Source organism: Lutispora sp. (genome assembly GCF_041687175.1).
GTDB lineage: Bacteria > Bacillota > Clostridia > Lutisporales > Lutisporaceae > Lutispora.
Map to the genome: position 1 here is coordinate 1 of NZ_JAWLCK010000062.1, position 16,340 is coordinate 16,340.

The following is a 16,340-nucleotide window of genomic DNA, read 5'->3' on the forward strand; positions in this document are numbered from 1 at the left end:
TACATAGAAGACTCCCATCCTTTTTTGTTTATTTGTTTGTCAGCTTATATCATAACAGGATGAAGTCTTCTTTTCTATTGTTTTACTTTTATTTCCATATAATCCCTATGGTAACTTTACGCTAAGTTTCATACTTTCATAGCTTTTGAAGATAATAATAAAGAGGTGATTTTATGGCTACTAATAAGAAAAAGGATAAGAAAATGGGTATACCTATTGAAGAGCATAACACTGCGGCCTGGGCAAATATTAATAAACTTCAATCTGCTGAATCAAGAGTTCCAATACCTGACGATGAACAGGTAAAAAACGCCAAAGAATGGGTAGATAGTAATCAGAAATAAGCATAAAAGAAAGGAGCCATGGCTCCTTTCTTTTATGCTTAGTACTTCATCTCTGCCAATCTCTTATAGGTTTCATATCTTTCCTTTGCATGTTCATCTGCCTTAGCAAATAATTCGTCAGCTATATCAGGGAAGACATTCATGATTTGTGAGTATCGGATTTCTCCCTCTATGAACTCTCTAAAGGAAGCGCCTGGTTCCTTAGAATCAAGAACAAATGGGTTCTTGCCTTCTTTTTTTAGCATGGGGTTGTATCTATATAGGTGCCAATATCCTGCTTCCACAGCCTTCTTTTCTTCAGCGACACTGGTGCCCATACCTGTTTTGATGCCATGGCTTATGCAAGGAGCATAGGCTATGATGAGGGAAGGTCCCTTATATTTCTCTGCTTCTGTTATTGCTTTTAGTGCATGATTCATATTGGCACCAAGAGCTATTTGAGCTACATAGACATAGCCGTAACTCATAGCCATCATGCCTAGATCCTTCTTTCGGATTCGTTTACCTGCAGCAGCAAATTTGGCTACTGCGGCTGTTGGAGTCGACTTAGAGGATTGGCCTCCGGTGTTGGAGTAGATCTCTGTATCCAATACCAAAAGATTAACATCTTCACCCATGGCTAATACCTGATCTACACCACCATAACCTATATCATATGCCCAGCCATCGCCTCCAATAATCCATATGGATTTCTTTGTGAGATAATCCTTCTTTTCTAGTATTTCCCTTGCAATGGGATGATTTTGATGATTATGTTTCTTCAGTGTTTCAAGAATTCTTTGGGAAGCTTTCTTGGAGCCATCGCCATCTTCCATGTTGTCAAGCCATACTTTAAAAGCAGCTTTGCATTCATCATCCAAATCTGACTCCAGACCCTGTCTCATCAATTCGCCTAGTCGTTCACGTATCTGCTTCACAGCAATGGCCATCCCGAATCCGTATTCTGCGTTATCTTCGAATAATGAGTTGGACCAAGCAGGACCTCTGCCTTCAGCAGTAGTACTATAGGCTATCGATGGCGCACTGGCTCCCCAGATGGAAGAACAGCCTGTGGCATTGGCAATCATCATTCTGTCTCCAAAAAGTTGGGTCACAAGTTTTACATAGGCGGTTTCACCACAGCCAGCGCATGCTCCGGAGAATTCCAGCAAAGGCCTTGCAAACTGGCTATTTTTAACGGTTCCTTTATCGATTAAGTGATCTTTATCTTTGATAGTCAAGGCAAACTCCCAGTTTTCTTCCTGCCTTAGGATTTCTTCTTCTGCATCCACCATCACCAATGCTTTTCCTGGGGCGGGACATACATCTGCGCAGTTGCCGCAGCCAGTACAATCCAAGGGACTAATCTGAATGCGATAATGCAATCCTTCAAGTCCTTTTCCCACAGCTTTTTTGGTTTCAAAGGTATGAGGAGCCCTGCCTTTTTCCTCTTCATCCAAAAGAAAAGGTCTTACTGTTGCATGAGGGCAGACGAGGGAGCATTGATTACATTGAATACATTTTTCTGTTTGCCATTGTGGAAGCATAGGCGCTATGCCTCTTTTTTCATAAGATGTAGTTCCCAGCGGGTAGGTTCCGTCTTCCATACCTTTGAAGGCACTGACCGGCAACTCATCCCCTTCATGTCTGGCCATAGGCCTTTGAATATTTTTAACAAAATCTGGTTCTTCTTTAGCTGGAAGCTCATCATCTTCAGCCTGGGCCCAATGAGAAGGCACATCTACTTTTATTAGCCCTGAAACCCCTTCGTCCACTGCCTTTTTGTTCATTTCCACTATTTTTTCTCCCTTTTTGCCATACATATCTTCAATACTCTGTTTGAGATAGTTTACTGCATCCTCAACAGGGATCACATTGGCCAGGCTAAAGAAAGCAGATTGCATAATCATATTGATTCTGTTACCAAGACCAATCTTGCTGGCAATTTCCATTGCGTTAATGATGTAGAACTTCACATCATTTTGAGCAATGGCTTTCTTTATAGAAGCCGGTAACTTCTCATCCAATTCTTCAAGAGTCCATGGACAATTTAGCACAAAGGTACCACCTTTTTTTATACCCTTTAACAAGTCAAATTGATTTACAAAGGATTTATTGTGGCAAGCAATGTAGTCTGCATTATAAATCAAATATGGTGATTTAATAGGTTTTTTCCCGAAACGAAGATGGGATATGGTTGAACCTCCTGATTTTTTACTGTCATAGGAGAAATATGCCTGAGCATATAGGTTTGTATGATCTCCGATTATTTTGACTGCAGATTTGTTTGCTCCTACAGTACCATCAGAACCCAACCCCCAGAATTTACATTGGATAGTACCTTCTGGAGTGGTGTCAACAATATCTTCTTCAGGAAGAGAAGTATTTGTTACATCATCCACTATACCTATAGTGAAATCATCCTTAGGCTCTGGCTGCATTAGGTTTTTATATACGGCAATAATCTGAGAAGGCCTTGTGTCTTTTGAACCTAATCCATATCTTCCTCCTACTATTAAAGGTCGATTGGCTTTGCCGTAAAAAAGACTCTTCACGTCAAGGTATAAAGGCTCACCTGCAGAACCAGGCTCTTTTGTTCTGTCAAGAACAGCTATTCTTTTTACTGTAGAAGGCAACACATTGAAAAAATATTTTGAGGAGAAGGGACGATATAGGTGTACCTGAATCATTCCCACTTTTTCACCTTTATTCAATAGGTAATCTACAGTTTCTCCTATAGTGTCGCAGACTGAGCCCATAGCTACAATTACATATTCAGCACCATCTGCACCATAGTAGTTGAATGGCTTATAGTTTCTTCCTGTAAGTTTACTTATTTCATTCATATAGCTTGCAACTATATCCGGCACTTTTTCATAGTATGGGTTGGCAGCTTCTCGTCCCTGGAAGTAAATGTCAGGATTTTGAGCTGTTCCTCTGGCAACAGGGTGTTCAGGATTTAGAGAACGATCCCTGAAAGCTTTCAAAGCATCATAATCCAACAGTTTTTCTAATTCTTCATATTCTAGGACTTCAACTTTTTGATATTCATGGGAAGTTCTGAATCCATCAAAAAAATGAAGGAAAGGAACTCTGGATTTTATTGCTGCTAAGTGGGCAATTCCTGCCAAATCAATAACTTCTTGAACACTGCTGGATGCAAGAAGTGCAAAACCTGTTTGTCGAGTTGCCATCACATCCTGGTGATCTCCGAATATGGATAATGCATGAGCTGCTATGGCACGAGCGCTAACATGAAACACTGCCGGCAATAGCTCACCAGCCATTTTATACATATTGGGTATCATCAACAATAGACCCTGAGACGCAGTATATGTAGTGGTCAATGCTCCTGCCTGCAAGGAACCATGAACAGCTCCTGCGGCACCGGCTTCTGACTGCATCTCTACCACCCGTACTGGCTGACCGAAGATGTTCTTTTTACCATGGGCAGCCCATTCATCTACTCCTTCCGCCATAGGAGTAGATGGAGTAATTGGGAAAATTGCAGCTACATCAGTAAAAGCGTAGGATATATAGGCAGCTGCCTGATTTCCATCCATTGTTTTCGTCTTTCTTGTCATCTGTTTTCCCCTCTCTTATGATTTTGTATCCTGTATATACATATATTGTTCGATTTTTTCAATATTTGATACATAAATAAGCAAAGCAAAGAAGTTAATCAATATATGACACATTTAAATAAATATTGATTAATTAATGACGTTTTGATATTATGGAAGTAAATATTGGGAGAATTTTGTAAATTGTGCAATGAGTTCGCGGAAAGCAGGATACTCCATAAAAATAGCAGTAATAAGCACCAATTAATGAAATCTGTAACAGATTCTCACAATAGCATATTGACTTATTTTTGGACAGGCATGAATAGTATATAATTGTGAAAGGAGGGTTACTATGAAGAAAATAGTTAGTCTTATTCGCAAACAATCTCTATCCATGCTGGCTTTACTTGCACTATTTGTTGGTACTACTTCAGCTTCCGCAGCAACAATGGTTCTTTTTCAACAGGTAAAATGTCCTGAAGAATTATTAAAATAAGGGGTCATACCCCTTATTTTAGCCAATAATGGAGGGCTTTTTATATGATTAATTTCATTATCAATGAAGTATTATTTGCATTTCTTGAAGGAATATTTATCTTTTTAATAACTTCGTCAGTTACTATTAATGATAGAGAAGCTTATCTAAATGAAAATAGGCTAAAGATTTTACTATTTATAGTTATATATACAGTTTTTTCTTTTTGGATAACACTCAGTTTTCCTTTTGGCTATCATACGATAATATTATCAACTTTCACAGGTATAATGCTTAGTGTAATATTAAAAAATAATATATTTATGTCTTTATTAGCAATTGCTATTTCAGTCGTTGTAATTGTTATTACTGAGTACTTTATAGTTATTTTTGCAGATGCGTTATTTGGTATAGGTTTTAATTATATTTTGAACAATCCACCTACCAAAACGGTATTCTCTGCAATAACAAAAGCAGTGCAATTGTCAATAGCAATATTAGCCTTTAGAAGCAGGTTAAAGCCAATAATTAAATCTTCAGGTAGAAAGTTAAATACTGGTCTTATTAATTATTCTGTTTTAGGAATATATTTAATGTGCATTTTCTTTGCTAGCTTTAATTTTATTGTTAATAATCCAAATGATTATCTTAAGTATGAAGTTTTATTACTGCTTATTTTTCTGATTTATATTGCATTTGGAATTCTTGATTTTCGGGATAGAATAAAGCTTTTGAACATTCAACAGAAATTTACATTACAAGCGGAGTACATAAACAACCTTGAAACCATAATTAACATTATAAGAAGAGAAAAGCATGATTTTGCCAATCATTTAAATGCTATACATGCTATTTGCGTAATTAATAAACCTGATGCCCTTGAAAGAATAAGGAAATATATTAATAATCTTACTGAAGGATTAAAAACTTCATATAAAATATTTGATACAGGAAATGTGTATATTGATGGATTGCTTGTTGTTAAAAGCAATTATGCTTATGAAAATAATATAAATTTAGATGTGGAAGTTGAAGCTCCCTTAAACCTCTTGAATGTTGTGGATAATGACCTTATAAGCGTAATCAGCAACATTATGGATAATGCATTCGAATGCTTGATTTCATCTGAAAAAAAGTATAATAGAGCTGTATCTATGTGTACATATATAGAGAATAATGAGTATTACATATCCATAGCCAACAATGGCCCTAAAATACCTGAAAATATCATTGACAGAATATTTGAGAATGGGTTCTCAACAAAAAAGCAAAAGGCAGAACATGGTTTAGGATTATATATCGTAAATAGCATGCTGAAAAAACATAATGGACATATTCAAGTTTTAAGCAGCGATGAAGAAACAGAATTTCTAATGAGATTTCCGTTAAAGGATGAATACTATGAACAACATAGCTAATTGGTTAACCATGCATATTAAGGATAATGTATCTGATTTGACCGATCTTCAATTAATAAAAATAAAATTTGGAATTGAGTGTTTGCTTAGTGAAGCTTCGAAGACTATTATATATATATTGTTTTTTTCTTTTTTATCCTTAACAACAGAATTTTTGGTAGCATTCTTATTCTTTACTGCAATAAGGGTCTTTGCGGGAGGTTATCACGAAGAGACCTACTGGCGATGCTTCATAACATCCTTGTTATTTCTAGGTTCATGTATTTTCTTGGGGTTATCCTTGAACATTACAATCTATGGAAAAATAGCTATAATAATTTTCTCAGCTATAATAGCTTATATATTTTCTCCTGTTGACCATCCTAACAAGCCAATCATCAGCGAACAAAGAAGAAAAAAATTAAAGTACTTATCCATAGGTGTAATTATTATGCTAGGTTTAATAGGCATTAATCTATCTAGTGTATATTCTAATATTGCAATATTAGCAATTCTTGTGGAGTCTATTTCTTTAATACTTGGATACATGAAGAAAAAATATGTGTATCATTAAGATACCTACGAAGCTAGAATCACTAGTTCCAATTATAGCATATTTAAGATATAGACTACAATAAACTGGAAGTAATAATGCTTCCAGTTTTAATATTTTGATGATATTATTATGAACAACTGTTCTTCTTCCAGGACCCCTATCGTCTTCTATAGGTTCGAGGCTTATTATTTTATCCGAACGAGCATATTTTCCATAGCCAAGGGGTACCATTACTCTTTCTTTGATTTCCATACAAACACCGCCTTTATAGCTTTTGGTTTATCTTATTATATTGTTGCAAATATTCAATAATAATATTTATAACGAATCAGCCTTGTAGCCAAGTAATTTACCAAAGTGTGAAAATTATGATATCATTGATTTAATAATAAGTGAGCAGGGGGTTATTTCAGTGAGCATAAAATTTGAACTAAGCGAAGAGTTTGCAATAAAAATGGACACAGAAGATCCTATAGCAAGATTTAAAGATAGGTTTTATCTAAATGAAGGTGAAATCTATATGGATGGAAATTCCCTTGGACTAATGTCTAAAGATGCTGAAAATAGCTTATTGAGAGTTATAGGGGAATGGAAAAAGCTCGGTATAAACGGCTGGTCAAAAGCGGAAGTACCATGGATATATTTTTCAAAGGAACTGGCGAAGCTTATGGCACCTTTGGTAGGGGCTGAGGAGGACGAGATCACAATTCACTCATCTACAACAGTAAACATCCACTCAGTTATAGCAACTTTTTTTAAACCCAACAGCAAAAGAAACAAGATATTAGTTGATGATTTAAACTTCCCAACGGATCGCTATGCCATCGAAAGCCAGCTGCTGTTAAGAGGTTTAAATCCTGAAGAGCATCTAGTAGTTGTTGAGAGCAAGGATGGAAGAACTTTGGATGAAAATGGTATAGTAGATAAAATGAATGATGGTGTTGCCTTAGTATTTTTACCTGCGGTTCTTTATAGAAGCGGGCAACTATTAGATATGGAGTATCTTACTACTGAAGCCCATAAGAGAGGTATATACATAGGTTTTGATTGCTGCCACTCAGCGGGAGCAGTACCACATAAGCTTTCGGAATGGGGAGTGGATTTTGCAGTATGGTGCAACTATAAATATTTGAACGAGGGTCCCGGAGGACCAGCCACTATTTATATAAATAGAAAGCATTTTGATAAAAGACCTGGAATGGCAGGTTGGATGGGCTATGTGCCAGAAAAGATGTTTGATTTGCTAAATAAGTTTGAACCTGCCAATAATGCAGGAGGTTGGCAGATGGGTACACCGCATATATTGAGCATGGCACCTCTTGAGGGATCGTTAAAGATGTATAATGAGGCTGGAATTGATAATCTTAGAGAAAAATCCTTAATGATTACAGATTATATGATGTATTTAATTGATAATAAGCTATCCCAGTATGGTTTTATCATTGGCAATCCAAGAGAAGGTCATAGAAGAGGTGGACATGTGGCTTTGGAACATGAGGATGCAGTGAGAATAAACGAAGCTTTAAAGGATATGGGGGTTATTCCGGATTTCAGACAGCCAAATGTCATAAGACTGGCGCCTGTTCCTCTTTATATATCCTATCACGATGTATGGGTGGTAGTTGAAAAAATCAAAGAAATTATGGATAAAAAAATATACGAGAAATATGAAAAAAAGAGAGGTATTATAGCCTAGCTTATAGGTTAAAATGAGAGGTCTAGCTGAAATTCAGTTAGGCCTCTCATTTTATATTGCTTCTTATGTAAGTATTTTTATATTTTTTATAATTATGTTTCATATTTGTTAACAAAAGAAATTGAAATGAAGCAAAAAAGTGGAATCTCAAACTTTGGAAATGAAATATCTTATGTTTTACCTTGATAGGTGGAAGACAAATTCCAAAAAAAATAAAGGGGGAAATGTTGTGAGTAAAAAAAGGTTATTATCAATTGTTGCTGTAATGCTTGCTTTTGCTATGATTTTAACAGCTTGCTCACCAGGGCAGCCTGCAGCATCAGATCAGACAGAAGGAGCAGAACAAACTGTTGGAACAGTACAAGATGAGCAGGTTCTCAGACTGAGCTTATTCCAGGAACCTGGAACTCTGGATTGGCAGAGAAGTGACTCAAATATAGAAATATATATATTGAGTTGGATCATGGAAGGACTGACAAGATATAAGCATGGAGAAATAATACCTGGTTTAGCTGAAAAATGGGATATCAGTGAAGATGGGAAGACCTATACCTTCCATTTAAGAGATGCAAAATGGACAGACGGACAACCTGTTACAGCCGAGGATTTTAAATATGGTTGGTTAAGGGCATTAAATCCAGAAGATCCAATGTCTTATGCATACTTCCTGTATGATATTGTTGGTGCAAAAGAATACAATACGGGAGAAGGAGCTGCTGAAGATGTAGCTATTAAAGTTATAGATGATAAAACCTTGGAAGTAACACTAAAAAATCCAGTGGCATATTTTGACTATCTTGTATCCTTTTCAACATATTATCCTACAAGAAAGGATATAGTTGAAAAGTACGGAAATAAATTCAACGCAGAGGCTCAGAACTTTGTTACCTGTGGACCTTTCAAAGTTGAAACTTGGGAGCACGAAGCAGAAATGACCTTTGTTAAAAATCCGGATTATTGGAATGCATCGGAAATAAAACTTGAGAAAATAATTGGCCCCTTCATTTCAGATAACCAGACTGAATTCAATATGTATGAAGCAGAAGAATTAGATATGACTATAGCTCTCAATGCAGATCAGAAGGCTGCTATGACAAAGGGAGAGGTCAAAAACTTCAATGATGGATCTGTATGGTTCTTTGACTTCAATGTAAATCACCCTGTTTTAAAGAATGTAAATATCAGAAGAGCCCTAACCTACGGCGTTGACAGAGAATCCTTTATAAAAAATGTTTCTAAAAGACCTTGGATACCGGCTCTTTCCTATGTACAGCCAGATATTATACCTGATGTGAATACTGACAAAACCTTTAGAGAAGTGGGTGGAGACTACTTCAAAGATAATGATGTAGAGACTGCAAAGAAGCTTCTGGAACAGGGCATGAAGGAATTGGGATTGACGCAGTTGCCAAAGCTTAAATTCATGTGCAACGATACTGCTGAAGGGCAGTTATATGCTCAGGCTTTCCAGGAAATGTGGAAGAAGAATCTTGGCATAGAAGTTGAATTAGAACCGGTACCATCTGCTGTGAGAATAGACAGACAGCAAAACCATGATTTTGATATATCATATGCCGGATGGGGCCCTGATTATCCAGATCCAATGACAGACCTTGACCTATATACCTCCTGGTCAGGCAACAATGACCCGGGATATAACAATCCTGAATATGATGATTTAATAGTAAGAGCTCAAAATGAAACAGACAGAGTTAAAAGATTTGAACTCCTTCATCAGGCAGAAGCAATGCTTATGAGAGATTTACCCATAGGACCATTATATTTCAGGTATACAGATTATGCTGAAAGAGAATATGTTAAGAATGTATATAGAAAAGGTGTAGGAGTAGAAATTGATGTTGTTTATGCATATATAGAAGGCAAAAATAAATAACATTCAAACTATGATTAAGAAGGTATATGTGCCATGCATATACCTTCTTAAATAAAAGAGGTGATCACAATGATAAAATATATAGCAAAAAAGCTGTTTTATGCCATCGTTACTATCTGGATAGTTGTTAGCGCAACATTTTTCATGATGCAGGCAATACCAGGAGATCCATTAATGAATGAAAAAAGGGTAGTACCAGAAATAAAAGAGAATTTAAGAAAATATTACGGATTGGATAAACCACTACATGAGCAATATTTCATATATCTAAAAAATCTGGCTACAGGTAAGATGGGAATGTCATTTCAATACAAAAACAGAACAGTTAATGAGATAATAGCAAACGGTTTTCCCATTTCAGCCAGCTTAGGTATGAGAGCTATGATAGTTGGCATAATAGCAGGGCTATTACTGGGAGTGGTAGCTGCACTGAATCACAACAGAGGATGGGATAGATTTTCTATTTTTGTTGCCATAATAGGTGTCTCTATTCCTGGATTTGTAATTGCGGCACTGCTTCAGTGGGTTTTTGGTGTAAAGCTGAGATGGCTTCCTGTAGCTCAATGGAAGAGCTTTGCCCATACAATAATGCCTACCTTCGCTCTTTCTTTGGGGCTGATTGCCAATCTTGCAAGATTTATGAGATCAAGCATGCTGGATGTAATTGGTCAGGATTATATAAAAACTGCTAAAGCCAAGGGATTGTCTCCCTTTGAAATAGTATGGAGGCACCAAATCAGAAATGCAATACTCCCGGTTATAACTATCTTGGGACCATGGATAGCAGTTATAATTACAGGAACATTTGTTATTGAGACGGTGTTTGCAATTCCTGGATTAGGCAAATTCTATGTCCAGAGTATAAACATGCAGGATTATACTCTTATAACAGGTATTACTGCATTCTTTGGAAGCATTCTGGTAATCATGAATATGCTTGTGGATATTGCATATGGCATTATTGATCCAAGAATAAGAATAAGCAAACGCAGCTCATAGGAGGAGGGATGATTATGGAGATAAGCAGAGAAGACTTTGTATATATAGGAAAAAACATTCAAGAAAGCCAAGCCATTGTTCGACCCAGCATGACATACCTCCAGGATGCGTGGAGAAGGCTTAAAAGCAATAGAGCCGCATTTGTAGCATTAATCATATTAAGCATTCTTGTAGCTATGGCTATAGTTGGACCTATGATGTATTCTTATTCATACTCAGATCAGGATCTTTCAATGGTAGACAAAGCACCGGGAGTTGGAGGACATATATTTGGTACTGACAGCTTGGGAAGAGATTTGTTTGTAAGAATATGGGTTGGTGCTAGAATATCATTATTTATTGGTATAGCTGGTGCAGTCATAGAATTTCTCATAGGCGTCATATATGGAGGTATCGCAGGCTATATAGGCGGATATGCTGATGAAATTATGATGAGAATAGTGGATATACTGTATACCATACCAAATCTGGTGGTAGTAATCCTTCTCATAATGGTTATGGGACCTGGGCTTCACACAATAATAATAGCAATAGCTTTGACAAACTGGCTGGGGATGGCCAGATTAGTCAGGGGCCAGACCCTTCAGCTTCGCGAACAGGAATTTGTACTGGCAGCAAGAACCTTGGGTGCTGATGGGAAGAGAATTATTTTCAAACATTTGATACCAAACGCCATAGGTCCAATAATAGTAAGATTGACATTTGCAATACCAGGAGCAATATTTACGGAAGCTTTTCTCAGCTTTATAGGCTTAGGGGTACCTGCTCCATTGGCTAGCTGGGGCTCTTTAGCATCGGCAGGGCAGAGGACATTGACCACATATCCATGGCAAATATTTTTCCCTGCCTTATTCATTAGTTTGGCCATGCTATCTTTTAACATTATCGGTGATGGGCTAAGGGATGCATTGGATCCCAGACTAAGGAAATAGGAGGGAAATATATGAGCAAGTTATTAGAAGTAAAGGACTTAGAGGTGTCTTTCGATACCTATGCAGGAGAAGTAAAAGCTGTAAGAGGAGTGAGTTTTGATCTTAATAAAGGCGAAGCAATAGCAATAGTTGGAGAATCAGGTTGTGGAAAAAGCGTTACAGCCCAAAGCATAATGAGGCTGATTCCATCACCACCGGGAAGAGTAAAAAATGGAACAATAATATTCAATGATGTTGATATATTAGCTCTCAATGAGCGACAAATGCAGGCAGTGAGAGGTTCAGACATGGGCATGATTTTTCAGGATCCAATGACTTCATTGAATCCAACAATGACTGTAGGCAGACAGATACAAGAGGTATTGATGAAGCATGGTGGAGTTACAAAAAAACAGGCTGAGGTAAGGAGCTTGGAAATGCTTCAATTGGTAGGAATACCTAATCCTGCAATGAGATTAAAGCAGTATCCCCATGAATATAGTGGAGGTATGAGACAAAGAGCTATGATAGCAATGGCCTTAGCCTGCGGTCCTAAACTACTTTTTGCAGATGAACCTACTACTGCCCTGGATGTTACCATACAAGCTCAAATAATTGATTTGATGAAGGAACTGCAAAAGAAGCTGGATACTGCCATTATATTAATAACACATGATCTTGGAGTAGTAGCAGACTTAGCTGAAAGAGTGATTGTAATGTATGCAGGCAAAATTGTTGAATATGGCAGTGTAAATGATATTTATTACAACCCAAAGCATCCATATACAATGGGATTGTTAAAGTCAGTGCCTAGGCTTGATAGTCATAATAAGGAAGAGTTGATGCCTATTGATGGAACACCACCTGATTTGTTTTCTCCACCGAAAGGCTGTGCTTTTGCAGCCAGATGCGATTATGCCATGAAGGTATGTCACTATTGTGATCCTGATTATTTTGCCATCAACAGTGGTCATAAAGCTGCCTGCTGGCTCCTGCACGAATATGCCTCCGGTGTAAAGGAAAATGTTTTGAGGGGGGTTATATAGAATGTATAGTGCTGAAAAGCCCCTTATAGATGTAAAGAACTTAAAAAAATACTTTAATGTTGGTAAGAATCAAGTATTAAAGGCAGTTGACAATGTAACTTTCAGCATCAATCAGGGAGAAACCATAGGTGTTGTAGGGGAAAGCGGCTGCGGCAAGACTACAGTGGGAAGAACTCTAATAAGGTTGTATAGACCAACTGAGGGTGAAATATATTATAATGGTAAAAATATTAATGATCTTAATAAAACAGAAGCAAAAAAGTATGCAAAAACAGCACAGATGATATTTCAAGATCCCTATGCTTCGCTGAATCCTCGTATGACAGTAGGAGATATTATAGGAGAAGGTATAGATATACATGGACTTTATAGGAATGGAGACAGGCAGAGCAGAATATATGAGCTTTTGGAAAAGGTAGGTTTGAATAGAGAGCATGCCAACAGATTTCCTCATGAATTCAGCGGAGGTCAGAGACAGAGGGTTGGAATAGCCAGAGCATTGGCTATAGAACCAGAATTTATAGTGTGCGACGAACCTATATCAGCCCTTGATGTATCAATACAGGCTCAGATTGTAAATCTGCTAATGAAACTTCAAAAAGACATGAACCTTACTTATATGTTTATAGCCCATGATTTAAGCATGATAAAGCATATAAGTGACAGAATTGCAGTAATGTATTTGGGCACTATAGTTGAGTTGACCAACAGTAATGAATTGTATTCAAATCCTATACATCCTTATACTAAAGCACTGCTTTCTGCCATACCAATACCTGATCCTAAAATAGAGAAAAGCAGAAGCAGAATATTACTGGAAGGGGATGTTCCCAGTCCAATAAATCCAGCGCCTGGGTGCAAGTTTAGAAAGAGGTGCAAATATGCTATGGATGTATGCGAAATAAAAGTACCTGAGTTAAAAGAAGTTTCTGTTTCTCATTATGTAGCATGTCATTTAACAAGCCGGTAGTAATCTACCGGCTATACATATTCTTTAATATTATGATTATGATGGTTTTTCCTATAACTAATGGGGGTTAAGCCGCACATCTCTTTAAACACACGACAGAAGTATTTTGAACTAGAGAATCCAACTGCTATAGCAATATCCGATACATTTAACAGGGTTCCAGTTAGCATTTTTCTCGCTTCCTGAATTCGAGTATGCTGCAAGAGCTCCTTGAATGTATAGCCCGTTTTGTCCTTTATTAGATGACAAATATGTGTTTCGCTAATATGAATTTCTTTTGAAAGCATTGAAAGAGTTAAGTCTTTTCTGTAGTTGCCCTTGATATAGCTTATTATGCTGTTAATTCTATCATCTTCTAATTGATTATAATCAGAATCGTAGGTATATGGTATATTATCTGGCGATATTCCCATGGCAGACGCAGTTTCCAGATATTTTCTCTGATAAAGTTTAGCTTTCTTATGATTTAATTGGCTATAAAGTTTAAAGAGTTTATAATAACCCATACCCTTATATATCAGATTGTTCGACGACTGGGCATATCTGATGCAGCGAATTAAATATTTTCTTGCTAAAGCTGTTTGATTTGATGAAAGATATACTATATGAGCAAAGAAAAACAGGGAACATAGCATATATTTTTCAAATGGACAGTTTATTTTATAATCTAATTTTAAGTTCACTATAAATTTGCCGGGCTTTAAGCCAATCATGCTTCTACAGGCCATTATTCTAATATTTATGAAATTTTTCATATAAGGTTTATTAATACTGTTGTCATAATTGATTAGAGCCTTCTCATATAATTCCATTGCTCTTGCATAATCTTTACACCTGAATAGGTGGTCTCCTACTATAATATATAAACGCAAATAGGAAAAATGGTATAAGGGAGTTAAAGATTTATAGGATATATTTAGCAGCTTATTCATAATCTTTTCGTAGGGAACAGAATCACTGTTATTGTTTCCTATGGCTATGGTTATAGGTGTGAATAAGGCTTCCAAAAATGTCTCTACAAAGTCGTTTTTCCACTTGATATTAGCAGCCTTTAGCATATTATAATAATAACTTGCTCTATTATATTCGCATTTTAAGTTATAAAGCTGTATTAAATTCACATACAAATGGGGCAAAAGAGTTCCTTCATTGGTTGAAGAGTCATAAGCTTCCAGAAAGCATTTCTCTGCATTAGTCCAGTCTCCAAGGGTCATATATGCACAACCCAGAGAGTTTTGATATTCACAAAAAAAAAACTCATCCAGCAGCGATAGTCCCTTTTTTAGTATATTTACTGCAGTTATTCCCTTGTTTACATAGCAGTAGTAATTGCCTAGAATAAAGAAATATAGAGTTTTGTATCTATCAACTTCACTATCCATGCATTCCCTAATCTTTTTTGCCAGCTTACCTGAAATTTGTTTTGTAAGGACTAAGGCATCATATCTTTTGCCATTGCTCAGCAATAGAATGATATAATAAGCCATAGCTTCATAATAATTGAATGAATCATTATCGTATAAGTAATGAAGAAGTCCATGTATTTGTGAAATGTTGTTGTTCATAAGTTGTATGTTGCTTCTGAAAAAAAGCTTAACGATTAAATTAGTATCTTTACATGGATAGCCAGATTTATCCAGCAAGTGAGCTAAATGGCCCCTTTCCGAAATCTCATGAGATTCATGAGAGGGCAAGTCAATATGAAGAACTAAATCTTTTAGATCCAGTTGCTCAATAATTTTATCGGATTTTTTGTTTAATAGAGTGCAAATGATTGAAAACCTGTTGTAAGGGATGAAGAAGGAAATGTCTCTTATTAAATTAATAGAGTTAGATTCAGTGGAATTGAAATTATCAATCAATATTACTATTGAGTATTCTTTTGATATTAGCTCTAAAATATCTATAACATGGCTTATGGTAATGCTGCAACTATCATTTTTTATTATTCGATTTAAATAAGGTGTGTTTAAGATTGTATTGTATAAATTAGGATATCTGTTATCAATTTCATCAATAATATGTTTCAATACTGAGTTATATGAGCTAAGTTCGTAACCTTTAATAATACATGAAAAAATTTCAGTCTTTAACTTCAAAATATCCTGAGCAAATTTTGATATTCCACTTTTTTTATTTTCGTCACCTGAAATGAGAACAAGCTTTCCATTCCCTCTTAGCGTTGATGTTATTATATTGTTTATGCATTTTATTTCAGCTTCCATGCCATCAAGATGTATATTATTAAATGTCATGGAACTCCCCCTTATGACTATTAGTTTCTCCCATTATAACTGAACATTAAGAAATTTCTGCTAAATAACTTTGAAAATTTAACCAACTATTTGTGAACATTTTTTGAATTTTGATAATTAAAAACGACAAAAAAATGGTATATATGCATATAGTTTTGTAAAATTTTTGTTGTTAAAATAAAAAAAGAATCAATTCCCCAAATTTTTACTTAGGCGCTCTTATGAGTGCTTTTTTTTTGGGAGTTAAATTAA

At 36.1% G+C, this 16,340-nt stretch carries 13 protein-coding genes; 10 read left to right on the forward strand and 3 right to left on the reverse strand.

Annotated elements, in window-relative coordinates; translation table 11 throughout:
- The first annotated feature begins 173 nt into the window (after positions 1–173).
- Entirely contained in the window at positions 174–344 is a 171-nt protein-coding gene (locus tag ACESM9_RS09690) for a DUF3787 domain-containing protein (RefSeq protein WP_372997717.1), read from the forward strand.
- A 38-nt stretch (positions 345–382) separates the two neighbouring features.
- Here the strand turns inward: ACESM9_RS09690 and nifJ are convergent, their stop codons facing one another.
- A complete protein-coding gene (nifJ, locus tag ACESM9_RS09695; protein ID WP_372997719.1) occupies positions 383–3,907 on the reverse strand; it encodes a pyruvate:ferredoxin (flavodoxin) oxidoreductase in 3,525 nt (1,174 codons plus the stop codon).
- A gap of 334 nt (positions 3,908–4,241) precedes the next feature.
- Here nifJ and ACESM9_RS09700 point away from each other — a divergent pair, with 334 nt between their 5' ends.
- From ACESM9_RS09700 to ACESM9_RS09710, 3 genes are read left to right on the forward strand one after another with little or no spacing between them, the layout of a single operon-like run.
- Complete coding sequence (locus ACESM9_RS09700; protein ID WP_372997721.1) at positions 4,242–4,385, forward strand: AgrD family cyclic lactone autoinducer peptide; 144 nt, start codon at positions 4,242–4,244, stop codon at positions 4,383–4,385.
- A gap of 44 nt (positions 4,386–4,429) precedes the next feature.
- On the forward strand, positions 4,430–5,782 hold the full coding sequence (locus tag ACESM9_RS09705) for a sensor histidine kinase (RefSeq protein WP_372997723.1): 1,353 nt from the start codon (positions 4,430–4,432) through the stop codon (positions 5,780–5,782).
- The gene (locus ACESM9_RS09710; RefSeq protein ID WP_372997725.1) at positions 5,766–6,335 is read left to right on the forward strand and encodes an accessory gene regulator ArgB-like protein; all 570 of its coding nucleotides are present in this window, start codon (positions 5,766–5,768) and stop codon (positions 6,333–6,335) included. The genes ACESM9_RS09705 and ACESM9_RS09710 overlap by 17 nt, the downstream gene beginning before the upstream one ends.
- On the opposite strand, the gene ACESM9_RS09715 is transcribed toward ACESM9_RS09710, so the two are convergent.
- Positions 6,294–6,569, reverse strand: coding sequence for a hypothetical protein (locus ACESM9_RS09715; RefSeq protein ID WP_372997727.1), 276 nt, complete (start codon positions 6,567–6,569; stop codon positions 6,294–6,296). The two genes, ACESM9_RS09710 and ACESM9_RS09715, sit on opposite strands and share 42 nt — an antisense overlap.
- 202 nt (positions 6,570–6,771) lie before the next feature.
- On the opposite strand from ACESM9_RS09715, the gene kynU reads away from it, so the two are divergent.
- The 6 genes from kynU to ACESM9_RS09745 all read left to right on the forward strand — a co-directional run bounded on the left by kynU (position 6,772) and on the right by ACESM9_RS09745 (position 13,833).
- Complete coding sequence (gene kynU / locus ACESM9_RS09720; protein ID WP_372997741.1) at positions 6,772–8,013, forward strand: kynureninase; 1,242 nt, start codon at positions 6,772–6,774, stop codon at positions 8,011–8,013.
- Positions 8,014–8,242: 229 nt separating this feature from the next.
- Complete coding sequence (locus ACESM9_RS09725; protein WP_372997729.1) at positions 8,243–9,907, forward strand: ABC transporter substrate-binding protein; 1,665 nt, start codon at positions 8,243–8,245, stop codon at positions 9,905–9,907.
- Positions 9,908–9,976: 69 nt separating this feature from the next.
- Entirely contained in the window at positions 9,977–10,906 is a 930-nt protein-coding gene (locus tag ACESM9_RS09730) for an ABC transporter permease (RefSeq protein ID WP_372997731.1), read from the forward strand.
- A 14-nt stretch (positions 10,907–10,920) separates the two neighbouring features.
- A complete protein-coding gene (locus tag ACESM9_RS09735) occupies positions 10,921–11,838 on the forward strand; it encodes an ABC transporter permease (protein ID WP_372997733.1) in 918 nt (305 codons plus the stop codon).
- Positions 11,839–11,849: 11 nt separating this feature from the next.
- Positions 11,850–12,863 carry an ABC transporter ATP-binding protein gene (locus ACESM9_RS09740; RefSeq protein WP_372997735.1) on the forward strand — a complete coding sequence of 338 codons (1,014 nt, stop codon included), beginning with the start codon at positions 11,850–11,852 and terminating at the stop codon, positions 12,861–12,863.
- Position 12,864: 1 nt separating this feature from the next.
- Positions 12,865–13,833 (forward strand): ABC transporter ATP-binding protein, encoded by a 969-nt coding sequence (locus tag ACESM9_RS09745; RefSeq protein ID WP_372997737.1) that lies wholly within the window; start codon positions 12,865–12,867, stop codon positions 13,831–13,833.
- 11 nt (positions 13,834–13,844) lie between these two features.
- On the opposite strand, the gene ACESM9_RS09750 is transcribed toward ACESM9_RS09745, so the two are convergent.
- The gene (locus ACESM9_RS09750) at positions 13,845–16,088 is read right to left on the reverse strand and encodes a helix-turn-helix domain-containing protein (protein ID WP_372997739.1); all 2,244 of its coding nucleotides are present in this window, start codon (positions 16,086–16,088) and stop codon (positions 13,845–13,847) included.
- Between the last annotated feature and the right edge of the window lie 252 nt (positions 16,089–16,340).